The organism is Fructobacillus evanidus, from assembly GCF_963580165.1.
In the GTDB taxonomy this organism is placed as follows: domain Bacteria; phylum Bacillota; class Bacilli; order Lactobacillales; family Lactobacillaceae; genus Fructobacillus; species Fructobacillus evanidus.
In genome coordinates this window covers 193,917-211,113 of sequence record NZ_CAUZLM010000002.1, presented here as the reverse complement: position 1 = coordinate 211,113, position 17,197 = coordinate 193,917, and the positions used below count along the sequence as shown (strand labels likewise).

16 protein-coding genes are annotated in these 17,197 nt (G+C 42.9%); 8 read left to right on the top strand and 8 right to left on the bottom strand.

Annotated elements, in window-relative coordinates:
* Nucleotides 1-37: 37 nt before the first annotated feature.
* The 8 genes from AABI08_RS02380 (at nt 38) to AABI08_RS02345 (ending at nt 9,126) form a co-directional block, all read left to right on the top strand.
* A complete protein-coding gene (locus AABI08_RS02380) occupies nt 38-310 on the top strand; it encodes a hypothetical protein (RefSeq protein ID WP_338344166.1) in 273 nt (90 codons plus the stop codon).
* Between the two features lie 182 nt (nt 311-492).
* Nucleotides 493-4,452, top strand: a complete 3,960-nt coding sequence (gene cas9, locus AABI08_RS02375; RefSeq protein ID WP_338343488.1) for a type II CRISPR RNA-guided endonuclease Cas9 — start codon at nt 493-495, stop codon at nt 4,450-4,452.
* Between the two features lie 242 nt (nt 4,453-4,694).
* Nucleotides 4,695-5,570, top strand: coding sequence for a type II CRISPR-associated endonuclease Cas1 (gene cas1 / locus AABI08_RS02370; protein WP_338343487.1), 876 nt, complete (start codon nt 4,695-4,697; stop codon nt 5,568-5,570).
* Nucleotides 5,571-5,581: 11 nt separating this feature from the next.
* Nucleotides 5,582-5,887, top strand: coding sequence for a CRISPR-associated endonuclease Cas2 (cas2, locus tag AABI08_RS02365; RefSeq protein ID WP_338343486.1), 306 nt, complete (start codon nt 5,582-5,584; stop codon nt 5,885-5,887).
* Complete coding sequence (gene csn2 / locus AABI08_RS02360) at nt 5,884-6,555, top strand: type II-A CRISPR-associated protein Csn2 (protein ID WP_338343485.1); 672 nt, start codon at nt 5,884-5,886, stop codon at nt 6,553-6,555. Before cas2 ends, csn2 begins: the two co-directional genes overlap by 4 nt.
* An 880-nt stretch (nt 6,556-7,435) precedes the next feature.
* Nucleotides 7,436-7,810, top strand: coding sequence for a hypothetical protein (locus AABI08_RS02355; RefSeq protein WP_338343484.1), 375 nt, complete (start codon nt 7,436-7,438; stop codon nt 7,808-7,810).
* Between the two features lie 108 nt (nt 7,811-7,918).
* The gene (locus AABI08_RS02350) at nt 7,919-8,641 is read left to right on the top strand and encodes a gamma-glutamyl-gamma-aminobutyrate hydrolase family protein (RefSeq protein ID WP_338343483.1); all 723 of its coding nucleotides are present in this window, start codon (nt 7,919-7,921) and stop codon (nt 8,639-8,641) included.
* 206 nt (nt 8,642-8,847) lie between these two features.
* The gene (locus AABI08_RS02345; protein ID WP_338343482.1) at nt 8,848-9,126 is read left to right on the top strand and encodes a hypothetical protein; all 279 of its coding nucleotides are present in this window, start codon (nt 8,848-8,850) and stop codon (nt 9,124-9,126) included.
* Between the two features lie 61 nt (nt 9,127-9,187).
* Here the strand turns inward: AABI08_RS02345 and AABI08_RS02340 are convergent, their stop codons facing one another.
* From AABI08_RS02340 to AABI08_RS02305, 8 genes are all read right to left on the bottom strand, one after another.
* On the bottom strand, nt 9,188-9,730 hold the full coding sequence (locus AABI08_RS02340) for a hypothetical protein (protein WP_338343481.1): 543 nt from the start codon (nt 9,728-9,730) through the stop codon (nt 9,188-9,190).
* Nucleotides 9,731-9,741: 11 nt separating this feature from the next.
* Complete coding sequence (locus AABI08_RS02335) at nt 9,742-10,254, bottom strand: shikimate kinase (RefSeq protein WP_338343480.1); 513 nt, start codon at nt 10,252-10,254, stop codon at nt 9,742-9,744.
* Entirely contained in the window at nt 10,251-11,108 is an 858-nt protein-coding gene (locus AABI08_RS02330; RefSeq protein WP_338343479.1) for a prephenate dehydrogenase, read from the bottom strand. The genes AABI08_RS02335 and AABI08_RS02330 overlap by 4 nt, the downstream gene beginning before the upstream one ends.
* Before the next feature lie 5 nt (nt 11,109-11,113).
* Complete coding sequence (aroA, locus tag AABI08_RS02325; RefSeq protein ID WP_338343478.1) at nt 11,114-12,400, bottom strand: 3-phosphoshikimate 1-carboxyvinyltransferase; 1,287 nt, start codon at nt 12,398-12,400, stop codon at nt 11,114-11,116.
* 9 nt (nt 12,401-12,409) lie between these two features.
* Complete coding sequence (gene aroC, locus AABI08_RS02320; RefSeq protein WP_338343477.1) at nt 12,410-13,579, bottom strand: chorismate synthase; 1,170 nt, start codon at nt 13,577-13,579, stop codon at nt 12,410-12,412.
* 94 nt (nt 13,580-13,673) lie between these two features.
* Nucleotides 13,674-15,110, bottom strand: a complete 1,437-nt coding sequence (locus AABI08_RS02315) for an MFS transporter (RefSeq protein WP_338343476.1) — start codon at nt 15,108-15,110, stop codon at nt 13,674-13,676.
* 12 nt (nt 15,111-15,122) lie between these two features.
* A complete protein-coding gene (gene aroD / locus AABI08_RS02310; protein ID WP_338343475.1) occupies nt 15,123-15,875 on the bottom strand; it encodes a type I 3-dehydroquinate dehydratase in 753 nt (250 codons plus the stop codon).
* Nucleotides 15,872-16,750: a shikimate dehydrogenase gene (locus AABI08_RS02305; protein ID WP_338343474.1), complete on the bottom strand. Its 879-nt coding sequence runs from the start codon at nt 16,748-16,750 to the stop codon at nt 15,872-15,874. Before AABI08_RS02305 ends, aroD begins: the two co-directional genes overlap by 4 nt.
* Between the last annotated feature and the right edge of the window lie 447 nt (nt 16,751-17,197).

The window sequence follows — 17,197 nt, the reverse complement described above, 5'->3', positions numbered from 1 at the left end:
TAAAGTTACGATTAGTATATTGAACGAGGTATAAAACGTGTTCTTATTATTTGGCTTAATATTAGTGATTTGGGGGATTGTTTCACTCTTCCGGTTCACTTTAAATGTATTTTCATACTTTTTAATTTTAGTTGGTATTTTGTTAGTGTTGAGTTTCTTCCTACATCACTGGATCTTTTCATTGATTATCGCGGCAGTGATCGTTTACATTGTCCGTAGTGGTAAGCGTCGGGTTGTTGACGAACGGCCGGATACAGGTTTTGGTCGTCGCGATATTAGCGATGAGGCGGAACAAAGCGATTCAAAATAATTTAAATATGACTTTGATAAAGGACGACCGAAAGGTCGTTTTTTTGTTGATAAATTTTTTAATTTAAATTAGATGAACATGAAAAGATGTATTCAATGATATAAATTAGAAAAAAATAATGTAAAATAGAAGCAATAGTGAATGTGAAAATATTATTTAGCTAAAAGTTACAGGAGAAAGCAATGGGTTACAATGTAGGACTTGATATCGGAACCGGATCAGTTGGCTGGGCAGTTTTGACGGATGAAGGGAAATTAGCTCGAGCTAAAGGTAAAAACTTAATTGGCGTACGCCTTTTTGATTCAGCTCAGCCTGCAGCTGATCGGCGAATAAACCGAACGACTCGTCGTCGATTATCACGCCGTAAGTGGCGCTTGCGACTATTAGAAAATATTTTTTCTGATAAAATCGGAATGATTGATGAAAACTTTTTTGCCCGTTTAAAATATTCATACGTTCACCCAAAGGACGAAGTAAATAAGGCTCATTATTACGGTGGCTATCTTTTTCCGACTCAACAGGAAACTCAAAATTTTCATGAAAAATTTCAAACAATTTATCATTTGCGCTTAAAATTGATGACTGAGGATCGTAAGTTTGATTTGCGAGAGATTTATTTAGCGATGCATCATATTGTTAAGTATCGGGGTCATTTTCTGAACTCACAGTCTAAAATGACAATTGGGGATAGCTATAATCCCCTAGAATTTCAGCAAGCCATTCAAAATTATGCAGAAGCGAAGGGTTTTATCTGGTCGTTGAATGACGCACAGAAAATGGCAGACGTCTTGGTTGGTCAAGCTGGTTTTGGTTTGTCAAAAAAAGCAAAAGCAGAGCGTTTATTATCAGATTTTTCATTTGATACGAAGGAAGATAAAAAAGCGATTCAGGAAATATTAGCAGGAATTGTTGGCAATACCATTGATTTTACAAAAGTCTTTAATCGTGAACTTAGTGGCGATGAGCTCAAAGCATGGAAATTAAAGCTTGATAGTGAAAACTTTGATGAACAAAGTCAGGTTATTGTAGATGCGTTAGATGATGATGAAATGGAATTGTTTAACGCTATTCGACAAGCATTCGATGGCTTCACACTGATGAATTTATTAGATGATCAACCATCAGTTTCAGCAGCGATGGTTAAACGGTATAAGCAACATACTAAAGATCGGACATTGGTTAAGGAAATTGCTAAAAAGCAAGGCCTTTCTCATCAAGATTTTTCCAAAATTTATACAGCATTTTTGAAAGATGATACTGATAAGGGAATGAAAGCCCTATTAGAAAATGCTGATTTGGCAGATGATGTATTGGTTGAAATTCAACAACGAATTGAAAGTCATGACTTTTTGCCAAAACAGCGCACAAAGGCAAATTCGGTGATTCCATACCAGCTTCATCTTGCAGAATTAGAAAAAATCATCGAAAATCAAGGGAAGTATTATCCATTTCTGCTCGATACGTTTACAAATAAAGCTGGTGAAACAATTAATAAATTAGTTGAGCTAGTTAAATTTCGAGTACCTTACTATGTTGGTCCAATGGTTACGGTGGCCGATGTTGAAAAGACCGGTGGAGATGCCACAAATCATTGGGTAAAGCGCAATGAGGGTTATGAAAAAAGTGAAGTAACTCCATGGAACTTTGATCAAGTTTTCAATCGCGATCAAGCAGCTCAGGACTTTATTGATCGTTTGACCGGAACGGATACTTATTTAATTGGTGAGCCAACACTGCCCAAAAATTCCCTGAAGTATCAGCTTTTTACGGTCTTGAATGAATTGAATAATGTAAAAATTAATGGTCATAAAATTGATGACAAGACAAAGCATGTATTAATTCAGGATCTATTTAAATCTAAAAAAACTGTATCCGAAAAAGCTATTAAGGATTATTATCTTTCTCAAGGAATGGGCGAGATTCAAATTGTTGGTTTGGCTGACAAAACAAAGTTTAATAGCAACCTGTCCAGTTATATTGATTTAAGTAAAACTTTTGATGCAGAATTTATGGAAAACCCATCAAATCAAGAATTGTTGGAAAATGTCATTAAAATCCAGACAGTCTTTGAGGATGCAAAAATTGCGGAACGTGAATTACAAAAATTAGATTTGTCCGATGATCAAGTTCAAAAGCTGGCTAAGACACACTACACTGGTTGGGGAAATCTATCGGATAAATTGTTATCGACACCAATTATTCAGGAAGGTTCACACAAGGTTTCTATTCTGGATAAGTTACAGACAACATCTAAGAATTTCATGTCGATTATCACCGATAATAAGTTTGGTGTTCAGCAATGGATTCAAGAACAAAATACGGCTGAAACGGCAGATAATATTCAGGATAGGATCGATGCGTTGACTACAGCTCCCGCCAATAAGCGAGGTATCAAACAAGCTTTCAACGTTCTTTTTGATATTCAAAAGGCGATGGGAGAGGAACCTAATCGCGTTTATTTGGAATTTGCTAAGGAAACACAAAATTCAGTTCGGACAAATTCTCGATACAACCGATTGAAGGATTTGTATAAATCAAAAACTTTGTCGGATGATGTAAAAGCACTAAAGGCAGAATTGGAGAACCAAAAGAACGGTCTTCAAAGTGAACGCATTGGTGATCGGCTTTACTTGTATTTCCTCCAACAAGGGAAGGATATGTATACTGGTCAACCAATTAATATCGATAAGTTATCAACAGATTATGATATTGACCATATTATTCCTCAAGCTTATACCAAGGATGATTCGATTGATAACCGGGTTTTGGTATCTCGTCCTGAAAATGCACGAAAATCAGATTCTGCCACTTATACAACAGAAGTACAGTTAGCAGCCGGAGGCTTATGGAAAAACTTGAAAAACGCTGGCTTTATTTCACAAAAGAAGTATGACCGTTTGACAAAGGGCGGTGACTACTCTGAAGGGCAGAAAACAGGCTTTATTGCTCGTCAGTTGGTGGAAACTCGTCAAATTATTAAAAACGTTGCCTCATTAATTGAAAGCGAGTTTGATCAAACAAAGGCAGTCGCAATTCGTTCTGAAATAACTGCCGACATGCGTCGTTTGGTAGCGGTTAAAAAGCATCGTGAAATCAATTCATTCCATCATGCTTTTGATGCCTTGTTAATTACTGCAGCCGGTCAGTATATGCAGGCCCGTTATCCGGACCGTGATGGTGCGAACGTTTATAATGAGTTTGATTACTATACTAATACGTACCTGAAAGAATTGCGTCAATCAAGTTCAAGTAGCCAGGTAAGACGTTTAAAGCCTTTCGGATTTGTCGTCGGAACAATGGCTAAAGGAAATGAAAACTGGTCGGAAGATGATACACAATATCTTCGCCATGTCATGAACTTTAAGAACATTTTGACTACCCGTCGCAATGGCAAAGATAATGGCGCATTAAATAAAGAAACCATTTATGCAGTTGATCCTAAAGCTAAGTTAATTGGAACTAATAAGCAGCGCCAAGATGTATCGCTATATGGTGGCTATACTTACCCTTATTCTGCTTATATGACATTGGTCCGAGCTAATGGGAAAAATCAGTTAGTGAAGGTTACTATCTCGGCAGCTGAAAAAATTAAATCTGGACAAATTGAGTTGTCAGAATATGTGCAACAACGTCCAGAGGTTAAAAAGTTTGAAAAGATTTTGATAAATAAATTAGCAATCGGACAGTTGGTAAACAATGATGGGAACTTAATATATTTAACTTCATATGAGTTTTATCATAATGCAAAACAATTATGGTTACCGACGGAAGAAGCTGATTTAATAAGTCAGTTAAACAAGGATTCCTCGGATGAGGACCTGATTAAAGGTTTTGATATTTTGACTAGTCCTGCAATTCTAAAACGATTCCCGTTTTACGAATTAGATTTAAAAAAGTTAGTTAATATTAGAGATAAATTTATTGCTGTAGAAAATAAATTTGATATTTTAATGGTGATTTTAAAAGCCCTGCAATTAGACGCGGCGCAACAGAAGCCTGTTAAAATGATTGATAAGAAATCAGCAGATTGGAAAGATTATCGACAACGTGGTGGGATTAAATTGTCAGATACTACCGAAATTATTTACCAATCTACAACAGGTATTTTCGAAAAAAGAGTTAAAATTTCGGATTTACTATAAGTAAAGTAAAAGGCACCGCTATTCAATAAGCGGTGCCTTTTGTTAAATAAAGACAAATAAAAAAGGCCATAAGGCCATCTTTTCAGATCATGAAGCTCGGGCATAAGCCCTTGCGTTACTTTAACCCTGTATGTCAGATTAATGGGTTCTTCCTTGAAAAATTTGTTAGCTAAACAAATTTTTCACGTGGTAGCTAACCACAAATTAATTGTATCACATCGGAACGTGAAAGGGGAGAAAAAATGGCTTGGCGAACAGTATTAATTAATGAACATGCAAAGATCAATTTTAAAATGAACGATATTAACGTTCAAACGAAACATGAATCTTTTCAAATCCCAATTGATGATATTCGAGTATTAATATTGGGCAACACGAGATCGGTGATTACATCGTATGCTATTAACGAATTGAATAAGAAACACGTGAAAATCATTACCTGTGATGAAAAGGGGATGCCTGTTGGTGAATATGGTGGGTACCATGAAAATGTTCACCAAAATACTAATTTGCAAAAACAAATTTCGTGGACGGATGATCTGAAAAAACAATTATGGCAAAAAATAATCTCGACTAAAATTATAAATCAGCATCAGGCATTACCAAAAGACGTACAAGTTGAATTTTTGAAACTACAGGAGTTATCTGCCAAAGTGAAGTCAGGGGATCCAGAAAATATTGAAGGCCAAGCTGCCAGGCAGTATTTTCCAAGAATGTACGGTAAGGAATTCAAAAGGTCTAATGAAGAACTGTTAATCAATGCTCACTTAAACTATGGTTATTCAATTTTATTATCAGCTGTGAGTCGTGAAATTGTCGCGGCCGGGTATTTAACCCAGCTAGGTGTCCATCATCAAAGCGGAAGCAATGCTTTTAATTTAGCATCTGATTTAATGGAACCGTTTCGCCCCTATATCGATCGGGTTGTATTAAGACAGCAAAATTTATCGTTATCACTTGATTTGAAGCTAAATTTGATTAATGTCTTGAACGAAACAATCAACTATAACGGAAAGAAAGTTGAACTGGCACAAGCAATTCAGCAGCACGTATTAGCATGTTTAAAGTATTTAAGTTCTGAAACAAAATTACTGCCTGAAATGGAGTTTGTTTTATGAGGTATCGAATTATGCGATTGATTGTAATGTTTGATTTACCAGTGGAAACATCAATAGAGCAAAGGGCATATCGTCAATTCCGAAAAGCTTTGTTGAGTGAAGGATTTTTAATGATGCAAGAAAGCATTTATGTTCGCGTAGTTACTAACCAGAAAGCGGCGAATTTATTGGAAAAGCGAATTAAGGCTTTTGTGCCAAAGGATGGATTAATTCAAACTTTGCAGGTGACTGAAAAACAATACGCAAGTATTCATTTTCTTGTTGGAGAACCAAAAAATGATATTAAAAATAGAGACGATAAGGTGATTGTGATATGACTATTGGACAATTGAATATTGAAGGCGTTGGAACGGTTCAAATAAATGAAGGATTGAATTTAATCACCCTTGCCGATGCTCAGCTGTATAACCGTGTTATTCAAGCCATCAGAGTTGGAGTAGGAGACAAGATTGTTTACAGTGAAAATCATCAACCGAAGGCATTGAATAAAGTAGGGATGTTTCTGGGTGATCCGGTCGGAGGTGGTGATATTAGGAACTATTATAGTAAATTTATTCCGACTATTTTGGAAACAGCAATATCAGATGAGCGACGTGATAGAGCTTATCTTTTAAGTTTGGAGTTGCAATCACTTCTGGCTGAAGAAATTATTGATAGTAATTTGCCATTCAGAATTGAAAGCGAATGGAACTTAGAAAAAATTATAAAATCACAAAATATTACTGTTGAAAAAAGCAATGTGAATACGATATTTGATAAAATAGAAGATATAGTACACACGATGGGGATGTTAAATGAAGAGCGATATTTGCTATTAACAAACTTATCTTTGTATTGTGATATGTCAGAATTAAATCAACTCCATCAATGCCTTTTAGCTGAAGGCATTAATCTTATATCTCTGAACTTAAGCAGGGAGAGCGTCATTAATGATGAAACATTTAAAACAAGCTATATTGATCAAGATTTTGTACTTTTTACTTAGTATGTGTCTTGTAACTATTGAGCGGTAGGCTTTAGATGTATGTCAGATTAATGGGGTTTCTTCCTTCCAGTCGGTTCAGCAATTGCCTCACGTCGCTTTAGATGTATGTCAGATTAATGGGGTTTCTTCCGAGTTCACTGCAACACCCATCTATCCGCTCGCTTTAGATGTATGTCAGATTAATGGGGTTTCACACCTTATTACCTATAAATAAGAGACACTATGATTTATTTAAAGAATTTTGGTTGTAAAAGCTAGGTAGATAATTGAACTAATCAAATTTTATTTAAAGATAAGCGATAAATAGCTTTTTTAAGACGACCGAAAGGTCGTTTTTTTGTTGAGAAAAATTCTGAAACAATGCCTCTATCTTGTAATTATATTAACTTTTAGTGATGAAACGACACCAAACTAATCCTTAAATTGCAGCCTACTTGCGCTTTCAAGACATCTTAGATTATTGAAAGTTTTATCACAATATCGATGATATACTAATTTTCGTTGATTTATTTTTTTTATGTTTAGGGGTTAAAAAGTTAATGCGTCAGATTTTTAAGATACGAAAATTCCGTGTTCTATTGGAACTTACGGTTACCGCCTTTGTATTGATAGGATTCACTGCCTATGCTAAGGCAGATAATACTAGTAGTCATGTTGAAAAAGTTCATGCTACTAGTTCGGTAAAAAAAGAAAAAAAGCTGCGAAGAATCAAAAAACGGTTGTAGCTGTTCACAGTAGTAGCAATCAGGACAAAGATGATGCTAGCCAGTTAAGCAGTACTGATCAAACTGAGAAACAAGCAAGCGAATCTAATCAAAGTAGTAGTGTCACATCTTCGGTACAAAACACCAGTCAAGATGTGCAATCCACGACAAGTAGTGTGAGTCAAGTGTCAGCGACAAGCCGAACAGATGGCATGAATTTTGCTGGTCAGCACTTTGACATTCAAGCTTTTTCAGGAATCAATGGTGAAAAGACGCCGTCTTGGACATCATATGTTTTTCAATGGACACAATTGCCAAACTATTATTTGGCCGAAGCAGCTAGTCAGGCAGGGATTTCTTTGAAGTCATTAACAGTTGGTTCACCGATTGTTTTAAATGGTCGGACGCTGCATATTACCCAAATTTTATCGAATATGGATCGATTGAATTCATATAGCACTGTTGCCTCGATGTCCGGACAACATGCCCTTGGTATTCAAACTTGTGCTAACAGTACGGGATCGTTGATTAACACTTATTGGGCTGATTAGTAGAAAAGGCTAGCGTAATTGCTAGTCTTTTTTTGACAACATTTTCCTTTTTTACCCAACTGGTCTATAATCAAAATTACTTATTTTACTTGAAAAGAGGACGGATTGATGAAAATTGGTATTACAGCAGATGCAAATATGCAACAAACGGCCCCGAGCCGATTGAAGTTAGCCGATTACGTTCAAAAACGCCTAGTGGACGTTTTGGTTAAACACGACGTGGTTCCGATGATTTTACCGATTGCCAAGCCAGAAATGGCGAAAGAGATGGTTGGGATGGTGGATGCTATTATCATTCCGGGTGGGCCGGATGTTTCACCCCACCTTTATGGTGAAGACCCGCACCAGCACATTGGCGTAACGTATGTGCCACGCGATGATTTTGAAAAAGCGGTCATTGAAGAAAGTGTGCGGCAAAACAAACCTGTTTTGGGAATTTGCCGTGGAATTCAAATCATTAATGTTGCCTTTGGTGGAACGCTTTACCAGGATTTGTCCTCACAATATGAGCAAGAAGCAATTCGTCACGAACAGGTGCCGGATTCAGCTTTTCCAACTCATTTCGTCAATGTGGAGGAAGGAAGTTTTGTGGCCAAATCTCAGGGGACTCACCCCTTCGTGAACTCCAAGCACCATCAAGCAGTGAAAAAGGTTGCGGATGGGTTCAAGGTCACGGCGCGGGCCAATGATGGCGTGATTGAGGCAATTGAAAATCCTGATTTGGCCGTCTATGGTGTCCAGTGGCACCCGGAAACCTTCTGGTCGGATTATGAAAATCAGGAAAAGCTTTTCCAAGATTTTTTTGCTTTGGTAGCCGAAAAGAAGGCCTAATCGACTAAATAGTGAATGGAATTGAGTGACGACAAAGGTTGAAATAAATTCTTAATTCTACAGCGCTATTAAAACTTGAAATAAACCCTTAATTTTATAACACTGAGACCCGTAAATTTATGCCAAATGGGAATAAATTTTGCAAACCGAATTGCTTATAATGGTGGCAAGCGAAAGCCAAATTTAATAGCAATGAGGTGATTAGAATGCAAAAATATTTATGGCCAGTGACGAAGGGCGGACTCATTTTTATGGGACTGCTGTTGATGGATTTCTTTGTTGCAATGTTTAATATTTCCCAAAGCGGAGTGACAGAAACCGCGCTAGGAATTCGGATTGAGACCGAACGCGATGCTCGCTCGATGAGTAACGTGGTGACGGGAACTTGGGATATGCTGGTGTACTTTACTGTCTTTATGGTTCTTTGGTTGGTTTATTTTTATTTCAAAAATCAGTCCCAAAGAAAACATTCCGCTGCCAAATAAAATCGTAAACAAAAGACCGACTGGAAAGTCGGTCTTTTTGTATGAGTGGATGCTGATTTTTTTATTTGATTTGATAAAGACACCAGACCATCTCGGGGTGGTATTCCTTGATGATGGTCAATGAATCGTGGGGGAGGAAGGATTGCTTACTGAAGATGGCATATTGGTAGCCACCTTCCTCGAAGGCTGTCTGTGCCAAGGGTTTGCTGGGCACGAAGTCGACGGCAAGGTTTTGGTGGCTATCAATCATGTATTGCTGAATCAGCTCCATCGTTGCCGGATGGAGGATGGCTTTTTTGTTTTTCAACGCTTGGTTTTCCGTTAACAACATCGGCATGGTTGGCAAAGCGAAGGTCGTCTGAATCGTCAGATGATTGAGGTAGCGGTAGTTATTTCTTGTCCAACTGTCGCCATTGTCCGATTGGTAGGCGGTTGGGACCAAAAAATAATCACCGGTAAAATCAGTTAAGTGCTGGTAGACGTCCTCAAAGTTTTCATGCAGGGTAATCGTGAGGCCCCGATAGTCAGGGTCCTCATCTTGCAGGTGCTTTGCGGCCTTATAGCTGTCGGTTGTTTTTGGTCCTAAGGTATGAATAGTAGCCATCGTCAATCCTCCTAAATGCTGACGTTGATTGTATGAATAATTTCTTCGGCAATTTCAGCCGGTTGTTTGCCATCGACGGTAATGATTTCACTGGCAATTTTTTCGTAAATTGGTTGGCGCGTCTGCTTGAGCTCTAGCAGGCCGTCCATCCCCAGTTGCTGAAAGAGTGGGCGACTAGCGACCCCATCGGCCAAGAGGCGAGTGGTAATGGTTTGGTCGCTGGCATCCAAGAAGATGACGGGGCCATCCTGATTTTTTAGTAGGTCCTGGTTGCTGACCTGAACCGGGGTGCCACCACCGGTTGAAAGAATGCCTTCCAGGCTCAGTGCCTCGGCTAAGACCCTTTGTTCAAGTTGGCGAAAGTGGGCCTCGCCGAACTGTTCGAAGTAGGCGGGGATGGTCAGGCTCGCAGCCTGCTCAATGAGGGTATCGAGATCGTTGTTTGGTAAGGCCAACTGTTGGCTGAGTTCTTTTGCGACCGTGGTTTTGCCGGAGCCCATAAAGCCAATTAAGGTAATTCTCATCGCTTTTCCTCCAATCGTAGGCGGGCCTCATTGGCGGCCTGTAGTTGATCATGAATACTGTCTTGGTCATCCACCGCGATGGCGGTCCGTAACCGGGTTAGTTGCTTTTGAAATTGATCAATTTGTGCTAATAAATCAGCGCGTTCGCTCGTGAAAATAGCGGTCCACATGTCAGGGTCGGCCTTGGCAATCCGCGTGGTGTCTAGAAGACCGCCAGAAGGAATGCCAGGGTCGATGGCCATATCGTCCACTTCAGGGATGATGGTGTTGGTCAAGGCAAAGGCAACCATGTGGGGCAGGTGGCTAGTGGCTGAAACGAGTTGGTCGTGTTGTTTGGCAGTCAGAGAGCTAAAGTGTAACTGACCAGGAGCCAAGAGCGCCTGATATTCCTTGATGGTGGCTGGGCTGGCGTTCCCATTCACCAAGAAGAAGCTATGATTAGCAAAGAGGTCTAGCCGACTATTCTTGCTTCCTGTTAGGTGGGAACCAGCCATCGGGTGGCCACCTAGGAATTGAACACCACGGTTCATGAGCGGCTCAGCGGCAGCTAGGATGGTTTCCTTGCTACTGCCGACGTCGGTCACGAGGACACCTGATTTTAAATCAAGCTCGGCCAACTGGCGTAGGCTTGAGCAGATGCCGGAAACGGGTGTGGCTAGGATGATTAAATCAGCCTGCTTGGCTCCCGTTTCAAAGTCGACGGCCGAAGCAACAACGCCATCGTCCACCATCGTGGTGATATTTTCTTGTTTTGGATCAAAAGCAATAATGGTTGTGGCCGGGTTAGCGGCTTTGATGATCCTGGCCATGGTGGCCCCAATCAGCCCTAACCCGTTGATAAAGACAGTTTTCAATTTGATCAACTCCTTAATCGTTGCAAGTCAGCTAAAAAGCTGGGGTAAGAAATATTAACGGCGTCAAAGTCTCGAATCGTCACGTCCTCTGGAACCAGTAGGGAAGCGATTTTGAGGGTCATTGCAATTCGGTGATCTTGGTGGCTGTCCAAATCAGTGTTTTGCACTTGCCAACTCTTGCGACCGTCAATTACGAAGCCGTCGGGTAATTCCTCAATGGCAATGCCGAGCTTATGGAATTCTTCTGCTACGACCGCTAGTCGGTCAGATTCCTTGAAGCGTAATTCTTCTGCGCCGGTAATGCGACTGACGCCATCGGCTCTGGCCGCTAAGAGGGCTAAGAGGGGCACCTCATCAACAAGGGCGGGGATTTCTTCAGCACCGATTTCAAAGGGCTTGAGTGCCGAGGCCGTGATGGTAATATCGGCAGATGGTTCCGTTTCCTCGTTGGCCTGGGGGCGTTCTTGGATGGTCAGTTGGGCACCCATTTGCTTGAGAACTGAGAGAATGCCAGTGCGCGTTTGATTAATTCCGACATTTTCAATTGTGATCGAAGAACCAGGTACAATCGCACCCGCAACCAACCAGAAGGCGGCAGAGGAAATATCACCAGGAACGGTGACGTGTTGGGCGGTCAGAGGATGGCCAGGGTGAATGGTAATCTTGTGGCCTTCTCGGTCAATACTGGCCGGGCTAAAGGCGGCTAACATCCGTTCCGTATGGTCCCTTGAAGCCGTTGGTTCTTCAATCACGGTGTCGCCTGTTGCCTGAAGAGCGGCGAGGATGATGGCACTTTTGACTTGGGCACTAGCCACCGGCAGGCGGTAATGAATCCCGTGGAGGGGGCGACCGAAGACCGTTAATGGTAGGTGGTTTTCAGTGCTGGTAAAATCAGCCCCCATCTGGCTGAGCGGGTCGGTGACCCGGGCCATTGGCCGCTTGGAAAGTGAAGCATCCCCGACCAATGTGGAATCAAAGTCCTGGCCGGCCAAGAGCCCGGTAATCAACCGAGTTGACGTGCCGGAATTGCCCATGTCCAGGGGCTGGTCACTTTTGGTCAATCCATGTAGACCAACACCGGTGACCACCACCCGGCCGTCTCGTTCATCAATTTTGACTCCCAAGTCCTTGAAGGCCTGCATCGTGGACAGGCAGTCAGCTGATTTCAAAAAATTATCAATCGTTGTCACGCCCGTGCTAATCGCTGCAAAGATAATGCTGCGGTGGGAGATACTCTTGTCACCGGGAACGGTGATGCGTCCGGTTAATTTTGTTCGATCTTGTTCTGCCATGATTTATCCTTAGAAATTCTTGAGTTCGAGACGGTAGTCCGCAATTTGCTTTTGTAAGCGGGCGAGGTTGCTACCATCGAAAGTATCGGTAATCGCCTTGGCCAATTCAATGGCAATCACGCTTTCAATCACAATTGAGGCGGGTACAATCGCGGTGGTATCGGAGCGTTCCACCGTGGCCTTTTTAACTTCCTTACTATTGATGTCGGCACTTTGCAATGGCTTGTACAACGTTGGAATGGGCTTCATTGCAGCCTTAACAATGACAGGCATGCCGTTGGTCATGCCACCTTCAAAGCCACCCAGGTGGTCGGAATTGCGGGAAAAGCCTTGGCCTTCTTGCCAGTCAATTTCGTCCATGACCTGGCTCCCGGGGTGTTCGGCATTTTCAAAGCCGTCGCCGATTTCGACACCCTTCATGGCGTTGACCCCCATTACGGCTGCCGCAAGCTTGGCATCTAATTTCGTATCCCAAGAGACATAAGATCCTAAGCCGGCTGGCACGTTTTCGGCCACCACTCGAATGACACCGCCCAAAGTATCGCCGTTGCGCTTGGCCGTATCAATTAACTCGTGAATGGCTGTCACCTGGTTTTCTTCGGTGAGACGCAAGTCGTTTTGGGCAATCAACTTTTCGATTTGGTCAACATCCGTGGGCTGGCTACCCTCGGCATGGATGCCACCAATGGCTTCGACATAGCCGACAATCTTGATGTCTAAGGCTTGCAAGACTTGCTTGCAGATATTACCGATGGCAACCCGCATGGCCGTTTCGCGGGCTGATGATCGTTCCAAAACATTTCGCATGTCGCGGTGACCATATTTCATCCCACCGACCAAATCAGCATGGCCGGGACGAGGGCGACTAACGGACCGGAGGGTGTTTTCTGGCGTTTCTTCTGAGGTAGGGTTCATGATTTCAGACCATTGCTTGTGGTCGCGATTTTTAACCGTTAAGGCAATCGGAGAACCAAGCGTCCTGCCGTGGCGCACACCACCAGTGATAATCACCTGGTCATGTTCAATCTTTTGCCGGTTACCACGGCCGTAGCCACCCTGACGGGCAGCTAAGGCGGCGTTAATCTCGTCAATATCGAGCTTTAGACCAGCGGGGATGCCTGTCAAGATTCCTGAAAGTTCCGGTCCGTGTGATTCACCAGCGGTTAAGTATGTGAGCATAATGTTTTTCCTTTTCTGTCTCTGGATTGGTTGTGGGTAGTGGTAGTTACGATGGTGGCGAATGATTGAAAGTGAGTGAGCCACCAGCTTGTTCTTATTTCAGTGATGCCTGGTACTTGCGGGAATTATCCATAATGGTTTGGATAATGTCTTGATTATAAGCCACTAGGTCCTTATTTTTGGTTTTCTTGGCAACATTGTCGAGGACCTGCCGTTCGCGATCGAGGTCTTTGATGGCAATTTGCCCATTTTGCTTGAACTTATGCACATCATCAACAGCGGCGAAGCGTTGCTCGAGGAGGTCGATGAGTTGTGCATCGATGCGGTTAATGTCTTCTCGTGCATCGGCTAACGAAGTGTTCGCCCGCTTTTCTTTTGGCAAGGCCCAGAACATAATCACGGCGACTGCCAGACCAACTAAGGCGACCAGAATGTCACCGGCCATCAAATTTATGTTTGGATTCTTCACAATTAGGCCGGTAATGATTGGCACTGAGAAGGAAGCTAAGGAACCAAAGATAAAGAAGAGACCCGTTAACATCCCCTTGTGCTTTGGGTAGATGGACAAAAGAGTGTTCAAGGCGATTTGCATCAAACCACCAGCAGCACTGAAGCCAAAAAGGAAGGCGGCGATGGCCGAAACCGTTTCGTTGGTACTCAGGGTAATCGTGGTGATGGCTAGTAATGAAACAGCATTTAATGTGAGAAAGAGTTCTTTTTTAATGGTCAGTCGCTTTAGTAAGATGACCACGACGATCACGCCACTGATGGAACCGAGACTGTAAAGGGAAAGAAGGAAGTGAGCCATGGCGGCCGTGAAGTCAATTTTCTTAGCGAAGATGGTAATCCATTGGGTAAACCAAATCATGACGGCCATTGAGGTATAACCGTAGACAAAGAGGCCAGCGGTCAAGGCTGATTTCTTAGCAAAGCCGAGCTTGAGACCGGCGGTCTCTTCAACAGCGGTCGTTTCCTTGGCATCTTTCACGTTAATCGTGAGAACGTTGGCGAGGTTGACCAGCAAGATGGCGGCTGGAACTAAGAATGATAGGCCGAACCAAAGCTTTTGCTCGTTCAAGAAGAGAACGATTAATGGCAAGATAAATTCGCCGACGGAAATGAAGGCCTTCAGGAGGACACTGTTACTAGTGCCGTTTTGGTTGATTTCGGCCAAAAGTGGGTAGGTTGCTGAGTCAAGAGCTGAGTTGGCTACACCGGCCAAGATAGCCAGACCGTAGGCCAGGGCAACCGATTGGTTTAGCGGTGTTACCACGAAGAAAATCAGGTATGTAACCATCCCAATTAAGAGGGTTGTCTTGCGACCAAAGCGGTCAGAGATAAAGCCCATGATCAGGTAGGCGATGAGGCGGCCGATACCAATTCCAGAAAGGATAAAGGAGGCAACTGTTAAAGTGGATTGCCAGTGGTGGGCCAGGGTGACCAGGTTTTGGGTCAGAATAATCATGCCAAAGCCGTGGACCAGGTAGTTGGTGAAGAGGCCGGCTTTGAGACGAAGACGGGAAGTTTGCATAACGATTTCTCCTTAGAGTAGCTGAAAGACTTGACGAATTTGAGCGATGGTGAGCTGGCCGGGAGCTGACCCGCTGGCTTCATCAAGGCTGGCGAAGGTAATCGCTGACCCGCTTAGTTGACCGGCGATTCGACTGATTTTGCCAAGTTCCCCCATGGCCATTGTGACGATGGGGATGGCCAGGCTTTCCTGAGCGGTTTGGCTGGCGGTTAAGAGGCGTAAAACGTCGGCCTTGGTGGTTGGCATAACGGCAATCTTGGCCATGTCTGCCTTCAAGTTGGCCATTTTTTCAAATTGATTTTGTAAAAAGGCGTTGGTTGGGGTTGATTGGAAATTGTGGTAACTGGCAATCACTTGGCGGTTCTGATCATGGATAGTTTGGATGGCCTTTTCAACCAATTTTTGGTCGTGGTCAACTTCGACATCGATTAGGTCAAAATCACTTTGAGCTAGGCTAGCCAAAAGGTCGCCGTAAGCTGCTTCTTCAAGGGGCATGGCACCGCCTTCACCTTGTGTTCGAAAGGTGGCGATAATGGGAAGGTCACCTAGGCCAGCCGTTAGGGCGGCTCGAATCTCTTTTAAGTCCTTTAATTCTGGCGTGTGGTCGAGGTGGTCAATCCGCCATTCGACTAAATCAGGTTGGCTTTCCTTAATAGCCGGCAGTTGCTCTTTCAGTTCGGCTAAGTTGGCTGCGACAATCGGGAGGGCAATGGCACTTTGGTCGTTTTCCCCGATGATGGTATTGTGACAGGTTAGTGTTTTCATTGTTGGTCCTTCTCCTCAATTGCTGCTTGGACGAGGTCGATTGGCATGTCTTGGCCGGTCCAAAGTTTGAAAGCGGCGGCGCCTTGCTCAATCATCATGCCCAAGCCGTTGTATACGTGGTCGACGCCAGCGTTCTTGGCAATGGTCATAAGCTTGGTTTCTCTTGGGGCGTAGACTGTGTCGTAAACGACCAGGTCCTTTTTGAACCAGGTTGAATCTTCGACAAGGCTTTGATCTTCCAGTGGCTTCATGCCAACGCCAGTGGCATCACAGAAGATGTCGGCCCAAGCAAGGGCTTCTTTTAAAGCCACTTGATTAGCGAGGTCTGTTAAGCTGGCCTGGCAATTGGTTTTTTCATTAATGATGTCAACGGTTTCTTGTGCGTGGTCGAAGCGGCCGTCGTGGCGGTTGAAGATTCTGATTTCGATGAGACCATCGAGTGCGGACTGGGTTGCAATCGGTGTTCCGGCACCACCGGCACCAATTAAGACCATCTTTTTTCCAGCAACTTCATGGCCTTTTTTCTTTAAATCAGTGACGAAGCCGACACCGTCAGTGGTGTAACCAGTTAAGACGCCGTTATCGTTGACCACAGTGTTGACGGCTTGGTTGAGCTCGGCCGAAATATCGAGCTTGTCGAGGTAGGGGATGATGGCCTGCTTATTGGGCATTGAAACGTTGGAACCGCGCATGTCTAAGGTTCGGATAGCAGCGACACCATCCTTGAGTTTCTCGGCTGGGACATCAAAAGCCAGGTAAACGAAGTTCAGGTTCAAGGCCTCGAAGGCGGTGTTGTGCATGGTTGGTGACATGGAGTGGCGGATGGGGTAGGCCATCAAGCCAATTAAGTAGGTGTGTCCATCAATTCTTGTCATGTGATTCTTCCTTTCTGATTTAAATAAAAAAGCCGGCTAGGTATTAACCTAGTCGGCTGATTGCTCACAGTGAGAAAGAAAAGATTCCATCATGATTGCCATCGATTACCGACTAGGTGTTACATCTAGTCGGCCAACACAAAGATGACTTTATTACCTAGATGCGTACGCTTGAGCACGTCCGCATCGAGAATTGGACGTGCTATCTAAAGTAATAAAAGCCATAATAACGACTCATCATTTGTGCTGATGGTTTTTTCATTGTTGGAATCCCTTTCCGTTAAGTTGCTTTAATTAAAACATAAGAAATTTGTTTTTGCAAGAGTTATTATCATTTTTTTCTCATTTTATTCTTTTTTTCGTTCATTTTGTGTGATGGCTAAATAATAGACTATATAACAAGAAAAGGTCGGTTATTGATGGCTATTTCTTGGATTGATTTCTTTT

What these genes read in the sequence shown, in the direction of transcription:
- AABI08_RS02305 (WP_338343474.1), bottom strand. Translation starts at nt 16,750, where the DNA reads ATGACAAGAATTGATGGACACACCTACTTAATTGGCTTGATGGCCTAC.
- aroC (WP_338343477.1), bottom strand. Translation starts at nt 13,579, where the DNA reads ATGCTCACATACTTAACCGCTGGTGAATCACACGGACCGGAACTTTCA.
- AABI08_RS02335 (WP_338343480.1), bottom strand. Translation starts at nt 10,254, where the DNA reads ATGAGAATTACCTTAATTGGCTTTATGGGCTCCGGCAAAACCACGGTC.
- cas2 (WP_338343486.1), top strand. Translation starts at nt 5,582, where the DNA reads ATGCGATTGATTGTAATGTTTGATTTACCAGTGGAAACATCAATAGAG.
- cas9 (WP_338343488.1), top strand. Translation starts at nt 493, where the DNA reads ATGGGTTACAATGTAGGACTTGATATCGGAACCGGATCAGTTGGCTGG.
- aroA (WP_338343478.1), bottom strand. Translation starts at nt 12,400, where the DNA reads ATGGCAGAACAAGATCGAACAAAATTAACCGGACGCATCACCGTTCCC.
- AABI08_RS02350 (WP_338343483.1), top strand. Translation starts at nt 7,919, where the DNA reads ATGAAAATTGGTATTACAGCAGATGCAAATATGCAACAAACGGCCCCG.
- cas1 (WP_338343487.1), top strand. Translation starts at nt 4,695, where the DNA reads ATGGCTTGGCGAACAGTATTAATTAATGAACATGCAAAGATCAATTTT.
- AABI08_RS02340 (WP_338343481.1), bottom strand. Translation starts at nt 9,730, where the DNA reads ATGGCTACTATTCATACCTTAGGACCAAAAACAACCGACAGCTATAAG.
- AABI08_RS02345 (WP_338343482.1), top strand. Translation starts at nt 8,848, where the DNA reads ATGCAAAAATATTTATGGCCAGTGACGAAGGGCGGACTCATTTTTATG.
- AABI08_RS02315 (WP_338343476.1), bottom strand. Translation starts at nt 15,110, where the DNA reads ATGCAAACTTCCCGTCTTCGTCTCAAAGCCGGCCTCTTCACCAACTAC.
- csn2 (WP_338343485.1), top strand. Translation starts at nt 5,884, where the DNA reads ATGACTATTGGACAATTGAATATTGAAGGCGTTGGAACGGTTCAAATA.
- aroD (WP_338343475.1), bottom strand. Translation starts at nt 15,875, where the DNA reads ATGAAAACACTAACCTGTCACAATACCATCATCGGGGAAAACGACCAA.